General features: G+C 69.7%; 14 protein-coding genes and 1 pseudogene. 11 read left to right on the forward strand and 4 right to left on the reverse strand.

Features of this window, described 5'->3' with window-relative positions; all coding sequences use genetic code 11:
* The first annotated feature begins 873 nt into the window (after nt 1-873).
* Together OG429_RS02230 and OG429_RS02235 are read left to right on the forward strand one after the other, a co-directional pair.
* A complete protein-coding gene (locus OG429_RS02230) occupies nt 874-2,511 on the forward strand; it encodes a flavin monoamine oxidase family protein (protein WP_328923553.1) in 1,638 nt (545 codons plus the stop codon).
* Nucleotides 2,512-3,136: 625 nt separating this feature from the next.
* Nucleotides 3,137-3,778, forward strand: a complete 642-nt coding sequence (locus tag OG429_RS02235) for a GNAT family N-acetyltransferase (protein WP_328923554.1) — start codon at nt 3,137-3,139, stop codon at nt 3,776-3,778.
* 155 nt (nt 3,779-3,933) lie between these two features.
* On the opposite strand, the pseudogene OG429_RS41355 reads toward OG429_RS02235, so the two are convergent.
* Nucleotides 3,934-4,055: pseudogene (locus tag OG429_RS41355) on the reverse strand (IS630 family transposase); the annotation flags it as partial.
* Between the two features lie 792 nt (nt 4,056-4,847).
* Between OG429_RS41355 and OG429_RS02240 the strand changes: the two are divergent.
* Nucleotides 4,848-7,610: a PKD domain-containing protein gene (locus OG429_RS02240; RefSeq protein WP_328923555.1), complete on the forward strand. Its 2,763-nt coding sequence runs from the start codon at nt 4,848-4,850 to the stop codon at nt 7,608-7,610.
* Between the two features lie 267 nt (nt 7,611-7,877).
* Here OG429_RS02240 and OG429_RS02245 read toward each other — a convergent pair whose 3' ends face one another.
* Both OG429_RS02245 and OG429_RS02250 read right to left on the reverse strand, forming a co-directional pair.
* Entirely contained in the window at nt 7,878-8,105 is a 228-nt protein-coding gene (locus OG429_RS02245; RefSeq protein ID WP_328923556.1) for a hypothetical protein, read from the reverse strand.
* Between the two features lie 12 nt (nt 8,106-8,117).
* A complete protein-coding gene (locus OG429_RS02250) occupies nt 8,118-8,498 on the reverse strand; it encodes a hypothetical protein (protein WP_328923557.1) in 381 nt (126 codons plus the stop codon).
* Nucleotides 8,499-9,258: 760 nt separating this feature from the next.
* On the opposite strand from OG429_RS02250, the gene OG429_RS02255 reads away from it, so the two are divergent.
* From OG429_RS02255 to OG429_RS02270, 4 genes are all read left to right on the forward strand, one after another.
* Complete coding sequence (locus OG429_RS02255) at nt 9,259-9,693, forward strand: hypothetical protein (RefSeq protein WP_328923558.1); 435 nt, start codon at nt 9,259-9,261, stop codon at nt 9,691-9,693.
* 234 nt (nt 9,694-9,927) lie between these two features.
* On the forward strand, nt 9,928-10,338 hold the full coding sequence (locus tag OG429_RS02260) for a hypothetical protein (RefSeq protein ID WP_328923559.1): 411 nt from the start codon (nt 9,928-9,930) through the stop codon (nt 10,336-10,338).
* A 27-nt stretch (nt 10,339-10,365) separates the two neighbouring features.
* Nucleotides 10,366-10,890, forward strand: coding sequence for a hypothetical protein (locus OG429_RS02265; protein ID WP_328923560.1), 525 nt, complete (start codon nt 10,366-10,368; stop codon nt 10,888-10,890).
* Nucleotides 10,842-10,997 carry a hypothetical protein gene (locus OG429_RS02270; RefSeq protein WP_328923561.1) on the forward strand — a complete coding sequence of 52 codons (156 nt, stop codon included), beginning with the start codon at nt 10,842-10,844 and terminating at the stop codon, nt 10,995-10,997. The genes OG429_RS02265 and OG429_RS02270 overlap by 49 nt, the downstream gene beginning before the upstream one ends.
* 230 nt (nt 10,998-11,227) lie before the next feature.
* Here the strand turns inward: OG429_RS02270 and OG429_RS02275 are convergent, their stop codons facing one another.
* On the reverse strand, nt 11,228-11,761 hold the full coding sequence (locus tag OG429_RS02275) for a MarR family winged helix-turn-helix transcriptional regulator (protein ID WP_328923562.1): 534 nt from the start codon (nt 11,759-11,761) through the stop codon (nt 11,228-11,230).
* A 219-nt stretch (nt 11,762-11,980) separates the two neighbouring features.
* Here OG429_RS02275 and OG429_RS02280 point away from each other — a divergent pair, with 219 nt between their 5' ends.
* The 4 genes from OG429_RS02280 (at nt 11,981) to OG429_RS02295 (ending at nt 15,307) form a co-directional block, all read left to right on the forward strand.
* A complete protein-coding gene (locus tag OG429_RS02280; RefSeq protein ID WP_328923563.1) occupies nt 11,981-13,051 on the forward strand; it encodes an alkene reductase in 1,071 nt (356 codons plus the stop codon).
* A 110-nt stretch (nt 13,052-13,161) separates the two neighbouring features.
* Nucleotides 13,162-14,067, forward strand: a complete 906-nt coding sequence (locus OG429_RS02285) for an NADP-dependent oxidoreductase (RefSeq protein ID WP_328923564.1) — start codon at nt 13,162-13,164, stop codon at nt 14,065-14,067.
* Nucleotides 14,068-14,216: 149 nt separating this feature from the next.
* A complete protein-coding gene (locus tag OG429_RS02290; protein WP_328923565.1) occupies nt 14,217-14,444 on the forward strand; it encodes a winged helix-turn-helix transcriptional regulator in 228 nt (75 codons plus the stop codon).
* Nucleotides 14,445-14,512: 68 nt separating this feature from the next.
* Nucleotides 14,513-15,307, forward strand: a complete 795-nt coding sequence (locus tag OG429_RS02295) for an alpha/beta fold hydrolase (protein ID WP_328923566.1) — start codon at nt 14,513-14,515, stop codon at nt 15,305-15,307.
* The last annotated feature ends 235 nt before the right edge of the window (nt 15,308-15,542 follow it).

A 15,542-nucleotide genomic window follows, 5' to 3' on the forward strand; every position in this document is an offset into this window, starting at 1 on the left:
ACGCAGGACGGTCGGCAGGAGCAGGACAACCCAGCCACCGAAAAGATCTTGCTTCAGAGGGTCGCGGCCGCTGTAGCAACGCAACGTGGGCTGCGTGCGGTCACCGAGCTTTTCCGAATCCGCCTCGTTCAGATAGCCGCCTTCGACGTTTCCGCGCGGCTGGACCGTGGTCCGGGCGATCAGCTCAAGGCTCTCGCCGTGTGGTGTCTGGAGCACGACGCGCTGTCCCAACTTAGGAAGCCACGATCGGGGCTCGCCCTCGACGTCCTCGGCGACGTAGATGCTGCCCGGTGCGACGCCTGGCGCTTGACGGAGGGTGGGCAGGTCAGTCGGCTTCCCGTCCCAGGGCATACGCGGTTCCCACCATCCACATGACCGGGTCGAGCCGGACAGGTCGGGAGACCTCCCACGGCCGCCGGACTTCGACCGTCGTCCGGTCTCGGGAGTCGTCGGGGCGCTGTGCGCCGACATCCGCGTCCGCGAGCATCGGCAAAGACGGGACACCGGCTGACACCACCGCTCCCTGCCAGGGCCCGTTGTCCTCTGACACCGAACCTGGATCGTTCGCCAGTGATGTAGGACCTCCACTTCGTTTGAAGGTTGTCCGACGCGGGCCGGCAGGCGCGGGCGTACGCCAGGCGTGTATCCGCTTCCGTCTCGTGCGCTCACCCGGACGGTCGGCGTCCGCTTCCGGGAGATCGGGAAGGACCCCTTGTGCAGGCCGTACTCGTGCTTCGCGCGGCACTTCATGGCCGGGTCTCGTGTCCTTCGGGGCCATCCCGCGGCCGGTCCCCTGGGCTTCGTCACCGCACCAGCCACAGGAGCCAGGCGAACCGGGAGCGGCACCGCCCCGTCCGACCCGAGAGGTGAGTCATGACCACGCGCACATCCACCGCCCCCTCCGCACAGGCGCTATACGACGCGATGTCCGGCCTCGCCGGCCCGCTGAGTTCAGGTGAGGGCGCTTCGCCGGACTTCGCCGCCGCACCGCGCGCGGCGGCCGGCGAGGAACCGTCGGTATTGATCCTGGGTGCAGGCGTCGGCGGACTGACCGCCGCCTACGAACTGGGCAGACTCGGCTACCGGTGCACGGTCCTGGAGCCCCAGTCCCGCACCGGCGGCCGCAACCGCACCGCCCGCAAGGGCGACAAGCTCTACGAACTCGACGGCAAGGGCAACAGCCCGGTGCTGACCCACACCTGCGCCTTCGACAAGGGCCTGTACCTCAACCTCGGCCCCGGCCGCATCCCGTACCACCACCGCAGGGTCCTCAAGTACTGCACCGACCTCGGCGTGGCGCTGGAGCCGTACATCATGGAGACGACCGTGAATGTCCTGCACCGCGCGGGACACACTCCGCCGGGGCAACCGTGGCGCAATCGGCGCATCGCCAACGACACCCGAGGCCACCTCGCGGCCCTCCTCTCCGCCACCATGGTCGGCCGTGACGAGTTCACCGGCCGGCTGAAGGACCTGCTGCGCAAGTTCGGCGACCTGGACGCGGAGGGCGAGTACCACGGCTCCACCCGCTCCGGCTATGCCGAACCCCTCGACGTCCACGAGTTCCCCACGCCCGCGCCCCCGCTGCCCCTGGCCGAGCTGATCGACTCACAGTTCTGGAAGCACAGCTTCTACCAGCCGGTGGACTATCTGTGGCAGGCCACGATGTTCCAGCCGGTCGGCGGCATGGACAAGATCGTCCACGCTCTCACCGAGCGGATCACCTCCGAGCACGAGGTGACCGTCGAGCTCGAGGCCGAGGTGACGTCGGTCGGCCTGACGAGTGACGGGGTCAGCGTCACCTACCGCTCCGGCGGCAAGGAGCTGACGGCGTCGGCCGACTACTGCGTGAGCAACATCCCGCTGCCGGTGCTGAAAGAGCTCGCGCTGACCGGCTTCTCCCGAGATTTCGCGGACGCCATCCGGGCGGTGGATTTCGCGCCGACATGCAAGGTCGGCTGGCAGGCCAACCGGCGGTTCTGGGAGGACGACCACAACCAGATCTACGGCGGCATCAGCTTCACCGACCATCCCATCACCCAGTTCTGGTACCCGTCCAACGACTACTTCTCCAAGACGGGCACCCTCACCGGGGCGTACAACTTCGGCGACAACGCCCTGGACATGGGCAAGCGCACGCCGGACGACCGGCTGGCCCTGGCCCGGGACGGAGCGGCCCAGCTGCACCGCGAGTTCCTGGAGAAGACCACCGTGCCCCAGGACCTGGGGGTCACCATCGCCTGGCACAAGGTGCCCCACCAGCTCGGCGGCTGGGCCGACTGGGACCCGGCCGACCCCGCCCACCAGATCGCCTACAAGCAACTCCTCCAGCCCGAGGGCAACGGCCGCTTCTACGTCGTCGGAGACCAGGCATCGCCACTGCCCGGCTGGCAAGAGGGAGCCATGATGTCGGCGCAGTACGTCACCGCCCAGATCCTCGGCCTCCTCCCCCGCACCGCCCCGGAAACCGTTCAGGTCCCGGACGCCGCCTTCCTCACCCAGGGCCTCTGACCACAGCACGCGCTCGGGGCCCGGCCCACAGCGGCCGGGCCCCGACCGACCCGCTGACAGCCAGGTCATTCGCGCACCGGACGGCCGGCCACGGTGGCGCGCCGCATGCCGGGCCACACCTCGCTGCCTCACTCGCCGACGGTGTCGTGAGTCCACCGCCAGTCGGCCAGCGCCCGAAGGGCCACTGCGGAACCTCCGCACCCTGAGGGGTGGGCAGTTCACCCACCCGGTCAACCCAATTGCCTGCTGAAACGCCACTCATCCTCAGCGCGCGCCGTGGACGCTGCCAGGGCGGTATCGGCTGGGGGTACCTAGAGCCGGGCCCGATAGGGGGCGCCCTTCCGCCTTGCGATGGACCGCATCTGACGCGGTGCGCTGCCCCTGAAACGGGCCGGGTTGCCCAGCGGAGAACCGTGGTGGAGACGGACCTGCATCTGGCTCAGGCAAAGGATGGCTGGGCGTCGGCCCGTGATCGCGAGTCGGCGGCATTTGCGGGACGACAGCTCAGCTTCGCTCACCGGCGACACGAGCAGCGCCGGCGGAGTTGAACACTTAGCGCGGTGGTGTTGGACCCGATGATGTAATGATCCTTATGGGCAGCAGCTCATTACACATAGGGGGAATCGTGTCCGAGGACAGGCTCACCAGCTGGGTGAAGCAGTGGATCGACGGCTGGACCGTCTCACGCGGCGCGGCCGACCCGGTCGAGGAACCGTGGGGGTGGACCATCGCCGTGGGGCTGTCGAAGGAAGTCGCCCGGCACGTGGTGCCCGTGCCCGCGGAGGCCGACGTCCGCAAACTGGCCGCCACCGCCCCGCAGGGCACCTGGCTCAAGCTCTTCGCCCCGGACGATGTGGTGCGACCCTGGGCGGGGGACGAGTGGCAGACGGGCATCGCAGGCTTCCTGATGACCCTGCCACTCGCCGCGGCGTCCGCCGGGCGGCCGCCGGCCGGGTACACCGTGACGACTTGGACGCGGGGTGGGGTGATCAAAGCCCTGGTCCGCACCGGGGACGGGCGGCTGGCCGCGAGGGGCCAAGTGGGCCTGGCCGACCGCACCGCGGTGGCGGACCAGATCGAGACCGCCCCGGACCAGCGACGCCAGGGCCTGGGTGGCCTGGTGATGCGCACGCTGCAGAACGCCGCGTGGGAGGCAGGGGCGCGGGACGGGGTACTGGTGGGCACGCCCGACGGCAAGGCCTTGTACGAGGCTCTGGGCTGGACCCTCCGCTCCCCAATGGCCAGCCTGACCCGCCGGGCAGACTGACGGCAAGCGACGGGCGGCCGACGTCGGCCGGAGTCAGATGCCCGCCCCTGCCGGGCACCGTCGGCCGGCAGGGTCCGGCTTGCAGCACCGTGCGGCCGGCCAGCAGTGCCGTAGCGGCCAAGGACGGTGTAGACACTCCTTCATGACCGTGGGTGGCGCAACGCGGTGGCGATCTTCCGGTTCTTTTCCCCGCCCTCGAAGCGTTCCAGGGGCGGCAGCCGGCTCCGCTCTCGCGCAATTCGACGTCGGTCAACCCGCCGCCGAGCGCGTACCCCACAGTCCAGGGCTACGAGGTCTTGTCATCATGTGCGCCCGCCGCCCTCAGCCATCAACACCCTCAGGAGCCACCGCCATCCCCCAGATTGACCCCCGAAGTGGCCGAGCAACGGGCTCGAGCCAAGGGGTGGCTACCCGCCGTCCCCTACCCCGGCGCGGAGGTTCCCTGGCCCGGCCGCTGCGCGGCCTGCGGGCTGGCCGGCGCGCCGAAGTACGGAAACCTCTGCTCCCCGAAATCCACCCAAGGGCCGTGCCCACCATGCAGCGGCTCGCAGAAGAAGACCGAGACGGAAGCCCGGACCATCAGGCTGCAGCGGGGCCTGGCACCGTTTGTCCCTATCCGGGCAGCAGCGCGCCGTGGGAGTCGGAGTGCGGCCATTGCGACGGCATCACGGCGCCCACGCTCAGCAGCGTGCGCAAGGCCATCAAGCAGGGCCAGCCGAAGTCGACCTCGCCCGGGCCCTGGCAGCGGTGCCCAGGGTTCCGGCCGCCCGCCCCCCTGAACACAACCCTGCGGGCCTGAACCTCCAGTTCGGGCACGCACCCGCTCCTCGAAGGTCGGAGCTGGTCCTGCCGGACAGCTCCTTCTCATCCTCGTAGATGCAATCCGCTCACGAACTTTGAGCATGTTCAATTCTTCTCGTGACAAAGGCTGCCTGCCCAGGAGATCATGGACGACGTCTCCGTGGATTCTCATGCGCCTGGCGGCCGTGGGGGGAACGGATCGTTCCGGCGTCATGAAGAGCCGCACCGAACCGAATCCACGCAGCCCCTTCCTAAAGGAGCCCTGCTGGTGCGCCCTACTCGTATGACCGTCCTGCTCACCGCGGGCCTTGTCACCCTCCTCGGTATACCGGCGGTTGCCGCCGCCGAGACCCCGACGGACCTGTATGTGAACAACGGGCAAGGCTCCGGATGCAGGGATTCCGGAGCGGGGACGCAGGACGTCCCGTTCTGCTCGATCTCGGCGGCGGCCAAGGTGGTCAAGCCGGGACAGACCGTGCGGATCGTTTCGGGTGCCGACATCGACGAGGCCGTCACGATCGACCGCTCCGGAGATCCGGGCAAGCCGATCACCTTCACCACCGATGCACGTGACGGCTCCCGGGGCTGGGCGGATCTGCACCAGCCGCTGACCATCAGCGGTGCCTCCCACGTCGTGCTCCGCGGGGTGGATGCCACAAAGGGTGTCACGGTCAGCCGTTCCGACGACGTCGTACTGGAGCGGATCTCCGGTAGTAACAACGGCGGTCTCGCCGTCGGCGAAGGGAGCACGGATGTACGTGCCATCCGGAGCGGCCTGGCCCGGGTCCGGATCGACGGTGGCTCCCAGCGCACCGTGCTCAGCCGCAACCTCATCGGGTTCGGCGAAAACGCGGCCTCGACGCTCACCGTCGTCGATGCACCCGGCACCGTCATCACCAACAACAGCATCAGCGGGGAGTGCGGGCCGATCGTCTCCGTGGGCGGCGGCTCGACCGGCTCCGCCCTGTTCAACAACGTGCTCAACAGCATCATCGTGAGCGGGTGCAGGGCGCCCAAGGAGCCGCTGGGCGGCATCGCGGTGGCGCAGGCCGCGGCGGCGGGCACCCGGACCGACTACAACCTGATCACCGGTAATCCCGGGCTCACCATGGTCCCTTACAACTGGTCCGGCACGGGCTATCGGACACTGGCCGAGTTCCAGGCCGCGAGCGGCCAGGGCGCGCACGACATCCTGACCCCGTCGCGCGACGGCGTCGGCTTGATCGAGGGCTCGCCCACCATCGATTCCGCCGACGCAACGGCTCCGGGCGTCCTGCTGACCGACCGGTACGAGAATCCGGCTGTGGACGACCCGCGTGTTCCGAACACCGGCAAGGACGGCGGGCATCTGGACCGGGGCGCCGACGAGTTTTCGGACATCATGAGTGCCGTCGAGCCGATGGAACTCGACGAGACCTGGGCGCCGGTGGGCACCAAAGTGACGGTGAAGGCCGCCACGAACAGCCGCTGGCCCACGGCGCTGGTCTACACCGTGGACTTCGGCGACGGAACCGCTCCTGTGGTCACCCGGCAGGGCGACGCCGACCACATCACCGCTGCCCACGTCTACACCTCGCCCTGCGACTGCGCGGTCAAGGTGACGGCGGTCAACGGCATCGGGACTAAGGTCTCGGCCTCACGGTCGACCAAGGTGGCCCCGGCAGGCCCGCTGACCGCCGCTTTCACCGCCACGGCCGTCCTGCCGCGGTGGGACGACCCGAAGGGTGGCACCCCGCTGACCTTCGCTGTCGACCCCTCGGCCACCGCGGCACCGTGGCAGGTGTCAGGCGTGGACGTGGACTTCGGTGACGGCGCCTCCCAGCACGTCGACAGCCTTCAAGCGGTCCGGCACACCTACCCCGCCTTCGGCGACTACAAGGTGAGCGTCACCGTAACCGACGTCAAAGGCACCAAGTCCACCTCCAGCCGGAGCGTAAAGGTCGATTACGCGCCGTCCGGCTACGTGGCCACCGAGCCCTTCCGCCTCCTGGACACCCGCACCACCCACACCCCGCTCCAGGGCGGCGAACCCCTGGCCGTACAACTGCCCACGGGCACCGCCGTACCGGGTCACGAACTTTCGGCGGGTATGACCGCAGCCGTCCTGAACGTGACCGTGACCGACTCCACCGAGGACGCCCACCTCACCGTCTGGCCGGCGGGCCAGACGCCCCCCGCGAGCTCGAACGTGAACGTCGCCGCGGGCGGCACCTCGTCCAATACGGTCACCGTCCCCGTCGGTCTCGCAGGCAAGGTGCTGGCGCAGCTCAACTCGGGCCGGGCGTCGGTCATCGTGGACTTCCTCGGCTACTACCAGCCCAACATCGGTCAGCGCTTCACCCCGCTGCCCCCGACCCGCCTCCTGGACACCCGCACCACGGGCGCTCCGCTGGCCGAAAGCGTATTCTTCACCGTCAAAGTCGCGGGTCTTGCCGGGATTCCGGCCGATGCCACCGCCGTCGCGCTCAACCTGACAAGCACCGGCGCCACGAGCAACTCGCACGTCGTCGTCTATCCGGACCCGGCGCATCAAGCCGCGACGTCGAACCTCAACCCGGAGCCGGGCAAGGACAAGTCGAACCAGGTGATCGTCCCCGTAGGTCCGCAGGGCACCGTCGCGCTCAACATCAACACCGGCTCCACCCACGTGATCCTCGACGCGGTCGGCTACTACGGCAAGGACGGCAAGACGCTCTTCACGCCGACCGTCCCGCGCCGCCTGGCCGACACCCGCAGCACCGGCAAGGTGGCCCCCGGTACCGCCACCACGGTCTCGGGCCTGCCGGCGGATGCTGTCGGTGCGGTCCTCAACGTCACCGCGACCGATTCCACGGCCCCGACCTTCCTGACCGCGTACGGGTACGGCGCCACCCGCCCCGAGGCGAGCAGCCTCAACACCCGCCCCGGCGCAACCGTGCCGAACCACGTCACCACCCCGGTCGGCGACGGCGGCCGCGTCAGCATCTGGAACAGCTACGGCGGCTCCACCCACGTGATCACGGACCTGCTCGGCTACTTCACCAAGGGCTGAGCCCCACAAGACGCCTTCACGTGGAGCAACAACAGCGACATCTTTGAGAACCGCAACTGGCGCTGCCGCCCCATGGGGCGGCAGGGCCAGTTGTCTGGTGCATACGAATGACGTTCCTGCTGCTGCCTTTGCGGGCGCAGCGGTGACGGTCCTGAGTCGGCGCCTGTCCACACGCTGCGCGACGACCTGGCTGCGGACCTGGCCGGCTACCGGCGCCAGAACCGCTACGACAGGGAAATGGGAGCCGCGGGCTGGAAGGCCCGCCGGTCAGGCGACCTCCTGGCGCTCGGGCACCTTCCGCGTCTTCACGCCGACAACGATGAGCGCCAGCCCCACGACGAAGATGCCGAGGTAAGCGGTGGACGGAAGGTCGACGACCTTGTGCATCCAGCCCCACTCCGTGCCGAAGAAGGTCTGCGAAGCGAAGCTGATAAGCCCCTGGGCTCCTACGACGTAGCCGATGCTTTCGACGGTGTATCCGATGGTTGTTCGCACGGATCAACCCTCTCACCGCGCTGGCCGCAAGATCGTCCTCCTCAGGGCCGAAAACACAGTAGGCCAAAGGATGCAGTCGCTTGCGGCGGCAGCGCCGCCCGGCACCCCGAGCAGAGCGGCCATGGAATCGAGGTCGAGGGTGGTCACGGCGCCGTCCACAGCAACGATCAGCGGCCAGGGCGACCCGTCCCATTCCTTGGCGAGTACGCGGACGGGTCGGGCGGGGTAGGCCGCATTGATCCGGACCTCGGCGAGGGCTGCCACGCGGGCCCGTGCCGGGGTGAGTCCTGGCTCGCTGACCTTCTCGCCGTCGAGGGTGGCGATACCGGATGACGTGAGGGTGATTGTGTAGACGGGGGTGGGGGCTGCGATGCACCGCGTCCATGTCAGCACACCGAGATAAGTACGCCCTCCTCACCAGCACAGACCGATAGCACCTGACACAACGTCACTACCATCTCTCACTGACACGAACACGGCACATCGCACCCGGCCGGCGAGGCCGACCCGCCCGGTCGCGGGCAGGACACCGGCCAAGTCTCGGCGGCCTCGACCCTGGACAAATAGGCCGGCGCGACTTCGAGCATCACCTCCCCCGGCACGAACGCTGCCGCCACTGCAAGCAAGGTGTCGACGATCCACCGTGGGTCGAAGTCGGCCAAGAGGCGGCGCGGTTCCTCCTCGGGGGGGGCGATCTGCTGGGCGAGGCGAGCACGGTGCGGTCGATGGAGGGGCCGACCGCGGCGAGGACCAGGCGCTGGAGCTCGGACGGCTCTGCCTCCACCTCCCGCTGGAGGGGAGGGCGGGGTACGTCTGGTCAACCGTGTCATCGTTGGCCACCCACGCAAAGGCCCACGGACGGCCCCCAGCAGAGTGCACGCCCGAATGTCGGCGCGGGTCCACTCACCAGCTGATCAGCCAGATCACCATCGGCCCACAGGGCACCGCTAGTCTTCCGATCATGGCCTTGCGACCCGATGAGTTCTACGACCACGCACGTGCGGCTGCGGATGATGAGCTTCGGCTTCCATTGGCACGGATGACCGGATGGGACATCAGCCCGTTCGAACCGGATGGACTTCGCGTCGCGCCGCTACGCCCGCCCGTTCTGCCCGAGCCTGGGCGGCACGGTGAGGACCCGGCGGACTGCGACGTGTGCCGCGCCAGAGACGAAGGCATCTGGCTCAACGACCGGTGGCGCCTGGCCCGGATACCGGGCGTCGGTGTGCCACTGGTGCTGATGCTCTACCCACGCGACCACTACGACATGGCGGATCTGCCCGACGAGTTGGCCGCCGAACTCGGGGTGCTCACCACTCACATCGTCCGCCACGTACAGGCACTGCCTCACATCTCCCGAGCCCACGTCTACCGGATCGGGGACGGAGCCGCACACCTGCACCTCTGGTTCTTCGCCCGACCCGAGGGACAGGTCCAGCTGTACGGGTCGTGGTTGCCCGTCTGGGACGACCTACTGCCGGAGTACCCGGCGGATGTAGCCGATGCAGACGCAACCGCCGTTGCCGACGCTCTGGTTGCCTCGTACGGAGGTCGTCGCTCCGCCGCCGACGAGCAGATGCACCTCTGACTTCGCGCCCGTAGCGGGCCGGTCGAGACGAGGACCGGGCCGAGTGGACGAGTGCGGGGCCGTGCAGGGTGATTCTGCCCGGCCCCGCTGTCGCCGGGTCAGCCGAAGTCAAGCGTCTCCTGTGCCGGGGCGGGGCGGGGCGGTGGTGCGCAGCGTCACTGCGACCCGTGACCGGACGGAGCCCGCCCGGCAGGGTTGTCCATGTGATCGAAGTCAACGAACTCACCAAGCGCCGTGGCCACGCTGGCGGACAAGGCCGCAGGCTCCGAACCCGGTGGATTCCTGGCCTACGACGCCTACCCGGCGACCGGCTACATGACCCTGGTGCTCGTCGCCGGAAGCATGGCCGCCCTTGCCGTCGTAAGCGAGTACAGCAGCGGATTGATCCGCACCACCACCACGGCCGTCCCCGCCCGTAGTGCGGTGGTGCTGGCCAACGCGGTCGTCACCGCCGTGCTGTGGACCGCGGTCGGCACGGCCGCCTCGATCGGTTCCTTCCTGGTCCCCCAGGCCATCCTGGAGGAACACAGTCCCCGGGACGTTTCCGAGGACTGTATGGAGCAAGAAGCTCAGGATGTTCTCCGCGATGGGACTCATGAGGCACAGCGTCGAGCGGGATCCGGGAGACCTCGCAACCGTCGGTGACCGGCGACCGCAGACCCTGACCCGAAGGTGCGGCTTGCCCTGTCCGTGCACCCCGAGCTGAGCGAGGAGGAACGGGCCGAGGTCGACTACGAGATCCCCGTGAACGACTGCTTTCACGCGCAGCCCGAGCCCTACGTGCCCCGAGACCCCCAACAGGTCCGCCGAGACGCGAGCTCCGGCCACCCCCTGCTGCCCCGGAAGGCGGCCACGGACCACACTCTGCCGCCCGACCTCGTAGAACGCCTGACCGCCGACGACGATCTCGGCGTACGCGTACTGCTGGCCCAGAACCATCCGCAGGCCCCGGCGTCACTCCTGCTGCGCAGCTTCCTTGAGTACAAAGGCCACGAGCGCGCGCACCTCACCACCCGGCCGAACTTCCCTACGACCGGCCTGGCCGCCTTCGCCGACCACGAGGACCCGGAGGTCCGCGCCCTGGCCGCCCGCGACGCCAGACCCTGCCGGCAACCGTGGAGCGGCTCAGCCGCGACCCGGACCCTGCCGTGCGCGCCGCACTGGCACGCCACCCGAATCTTCCGCAGCCCCGGCTGACAGAACTCCTTGCCGACGAGGAACTGGCTCACGCAGCCGCGGCGAACCCGGCATTGGATTCCGAGGTGATTCACCGGCTGGTGACGATGCAGGGACAGCGGGCGTGACCGGCTGCGACGTAGCCGGGCCGTTGGACGCCGACAGCGGCGTGCCAGGCCGCAACCTCGGCGGACGCCCGCACCGTCTGTTGACGCACCCTCGCTGCCCCTGTCCGTGGCATCCCCGCGCACGTGAACCCTTACGGCCGCTTCGAGCTGGCATGGACTCCCGGCTCGGCCTCGGCCACACCCCGTCGTGCCCGCGCCACGCACGGCCCAAGGGGAGCCGTGGCGGCGGGCTAGCGCTCCGTCCCTGCGCATCCGGGATCGGCGGCGGCCTGGACGAGGTTGTGTTCCAGGCGTTCCAGGGTGTGCAGGGCCTCGGTGCGCTCGTCGGGGGTCAGGCCTGCGGCAACCAGGTCTTCGAGTTGGCTCCAGCTCTGTTCGACCTCGCGGCGCAGGGCGTGGCTGGCGGCTGTGGGTTCAATGAGGGACGCGCGCTTGTCGGTGGGTGAAGGGCGGCGGCGGACGAAGCCGGCCTGCTCCAGGCGCTGGACGGTGCGGGTCATGGTTGCAGCGTCTGAGTCCAGCAGTCGCACCAGGTCGGCCTGGCGCTGGGGGCCGAGTTCCCACAAGTGCATCATGACCAGCTCCTGGCCCGGGTGCAGGCCGATGCGGCGCAGGAGCTGTCCGGCGTACATGCGGTGCAGCCGGGCCAGGCGGAAGATCGCGTGACTGATGGGCCCGCCGCTGGCCGCGGCCGGCACCGGAACGCTGGCCTCCTGTCCGGCTGCCGCGGGATCCTTCCCGGCCGCCGGTGTGGACTGTTCCATCTCTCCCTCACTTCCCTGGTCGATCAACTAACGCTACCGCGAGACATAGCCTCTCAAGGGCCTCACCTGCCTCCCCTTCGCGATTCCCCTGGCTAGCGGCCGTGATGTGCGTCACATAGCACCCCGGGAATGGCTTCTCCCATCTTACTTGTTCAGACAGGTAACTGTTACGTTGGATGCGTCGGGGCCACCGCCCATCCACTTCCGAGGGAAGAGATCATGACCACTGCTTTCGATCCGATCGTTCTGGGCGGCAAGCCCCTGGCCAGCCGTATCGCGATGGCGCCGATGACCCGCAGCCGCGCGTACGGGCCCGGCGCGGAGCCGACCGAGCTGATGGCGGAGTACTACGCGCAGCGCGCCAGCGCGGGACTGATCGTCACCGAGGGCATCCAGCCCTCGCCGGTCGGCCAGGGCTACACCGACACCCCCGGCCTGCACACGCCCGGGCAGGTGGCGGCGTGGCGGACGGTGACCGACGCGGTCCACCGCGAGGGCGGGGTGATCTTCGCGCAGCTGATGCACACCGGCCGGATCGGCCACCCCAGCCTGCTGCCCGATGGCCTGGTGCCGGTCGCGCCGTCGGCCGTGGCCGCCAAGGGCCAGGTCTACACCCACGAGGGACCGAAGGACTTCGTGACGCCGAAGGAGCTGAGCGAGGCGGAGATCCGGCAAACGATCAACGACTTCGCCCACGCGGCCCTCGGCGCCGTCGAGGCCGGGTTCGACGGCGTAGAGCTCCACGGCGCGAACGGCTACCTCATCCACCAGTTCCTCGCCCCCACCACGAACCTGCGCACCGACGCCTGGGGCGGCACGGTCGAGGGCCGGATCCGCTTCGCCGTCGAGGTCACCGCGGCCGTGGCCGCAGCGGTCGGCAGCCATCGGGTGGGCCTGCGCATCTCGCCCGGCAACCCGTTCAACGACATCGCCGAGCCCCGCCCGGCCGAGGTGTACGAGGCGCTGCTGGACAAGCTCGCCGACATGGACTTGGCCTATCTGCACCTGATGGAAGGTCCGGACCGCGACCTCACCGCACGGCTGCGCAAGACATGGACCGGCACGTTCGTCCTCAACCCGTTCACCTACCCCGAGGTCACCGGCCCCGAGGCGCTGAAGCTGATCGAGGACGGGACGGCGGACATGGTCGCCTACGGGGCGCTGTTCCTGGCCAACCCCGATCTGCCGCGCCGCCTGGCCGCCGACGGCCCGTTCAACGCCCCGGATGCGTCCACGTTCTACGGCGGCGACCACCGCGGCTACACCGACTACCCGACTCTCGACGTCTGAGCGGCGAGGCCACCGGCGAGCCCTGCCGACGTGGCCGCCGCCACGGCCACACAGTGAGTCACAGCGCGTGCGGTTCGCCTTCTCCACCCACCTCTACCTGGGAGTTCCCGATGTCCACTGCGATCACTTTCTCCGAGTACGGCGCGCCCGAGGCGCTGCGGCCGATGGAGGTCACCCCGCCTGAGCCCGGCCCGGGCCAGGTCCGGATCAAGGTCAAGGCCGCCTCGGTGAACCCGCTCGACTTGAAGATCCGGTCCGGTCTGATGGCCAAGATCGCCCCCGCGCGTTTCCCGGTGATCCCGGGTCTGGACGCGGCCGGTGTCGTCGACGCGGTCGGCGAGGGAGCCGACGGGACCGTCGGGGATGAGGTCCTCGGTGCCACCGTCGACGGCAGCTACAGCGAGTACGCCCTGCTGGAGCGGCCGGTGGCCAAGCCCGCATCCCTGTCGTGGGAGACCGCCGCGTCGCTGGTCACGGTCGGCCAGACCGCACACCGTGTTCTCGGCCAGCTGGGCGTCGAGGCGGGCCAGACCCTGCTCATCCACGGCGCCGCCGGCAGCGTCGGCTACATCGCCGTACAGCTGGCCGCCGCCCGCGGCATCACCGTCATCGGCACCGTGGGCGACAAGGACATCGAGCGCGTCACGGCCCTCGGAGCCACCGCCGTCCGCTACGGCGACGGCTGGATGGAACGGGTCGAGGCCGCCGCGCCGGGCGGGGTGGACTTCGTCTTCGACGCCTCCGGCGTCGGCGTGCTCCCCGACTCCGTCGCCCTGACCGGCGATGCGGCCAAGGTCATCACCATCGCCGACATGTCCGCCCAGCAGCACGGCGTACGCTTCAGCGCCGGCACCGGCGACCGGGGCGGCCAGGCCCTGCCAGAGCTGGTACAGCTGGCCGCCGACGGGCGGCTCACCGTCCCGGTCTGGCGAACCTACCCTCTGGCCGAGGCCGCCCAGGCGCACGCCGACCTGGAAGCCCACCGCAACCAGGGCAAGGCCGTCCTCCTGCCCTGACCCTGACCCCCCACCCCGCCGCCTCGCAGCAATGCAACGGGCGAGGCGGCCCGGGGCCGCGGCCGACACCCTCACCTCAGCCAGGTGCGGCTCAGCCCCCCGAACCCCAGGGCCGGGGCCGGGGCCGGGGCCGGGGCCGGGGCCGGGGCATGAGCTGTACCCGCACGACAGGAGACCGAACGCGATGGTCCTGGCTGCCCGCCCCGCCCGATTCGGCGAACTCGGCACCCGCCATCGCCCTCATCAGGACCAAGATGCTCGCCGACCGGCTGCGCGAACTCCTCGACGCCGGCGTCGTCAACCACGGCCAGCTCCCATCTGGGCCCGCCATCTACACCCTCACTCCCGACAGCCGGGCCCTGATGCCCGCCCCGTAACAGATCCGCACCTGGGCCCGGCACCGCACCACCTGCCCTCGACACTCCCCGAATAACGGAGAATCGCCATGTCCGAGCGCACCCTTCCCGAAGCGACGTACGCCCGCACCGTCCTGGGCTCCGGCCCCGGCCTCGCCCTCGCCCACGGTGCCGGCAGCAGCATCGCCGACACCTACGGCCCGATCCTGGAAGGCCTCGCCGCCCGCCACACCGTCGTAGGCGTCGACTACCCCGGCAGCGGCCACACACCCCGCTCCACCACCCCACTGCAGCTCGACGACCTCGCCGACCAGCTCGTCGCCGCTGCCGTCGCCGAAGGCCTGAACACCTTCGCCCTGCACGGCTACTCCCTCGGCGGCCCCGTCGCCATCCGCGCCGCCGCCCGCCACCCCGAGCGCGTCGCCGCCCTCGTGCTGACCGCCACCTTCCCCCACCGCGACAACCACCTCGTCCTCGCCACCTCGATCTGGCGCAAGCTGGCCGAATCCGGCGACCGCGAACTGCTCGCCGAGTACCTCACGATGATGGCCGTCGGCGCCGACGCCTTGGAGGCGATACCGGACGACCAGCTCCAGCAAGCCCTCGCCTTCACCGCCGCCAGCATCGCCGACGGCACCCCTGAGCACGCCGAACTCGCCCCCCGGATCGACGTCCGCGACGACCTGGCACACATCAAGGCGCCCACCTTGGTCATCTCCACCGTCCAGGACGGGTTCACCTCGACCCGCCTGCACCGCCAGCTTGCCGACGGCATCCCCGGCGCCAAGCTCGTGGAGATCCTCACCGGCCACCTGCCCATGGTCGAGCGGCCCGAGGAATGGCAGCAGCTCATCACCGACTTCCTCGCCGAGCACGACGCCTGAGACACATCTGTACAGGGCGGACACAGCATCAGCCCCACGCACGGCGCCAGCAGTGCGGGCGACAACCCACGTCCGCGACCCACGGCCCGGACCGCAGAACCCAGTAGACGCTGCCCGGCCCCCTGCCTGTTGGGAAAGGGGCGAGGAACGGCCGGTGGATCTCCTCGTGGAGCCGGTCCAGGGCGTCGAAAGTCCAGTCACCCGCGGTCGGGCAGGTAGTGGGACTGGGCGACCA

This window comes from Streptomyces sp. NBC_00190 (genome assembly GCF_036203305.1).
Lineage (GTDB): Bacteria > Actinomycetota > Actinomycetes > Streptomycetales > Streptomycetaceae > Streptomyces.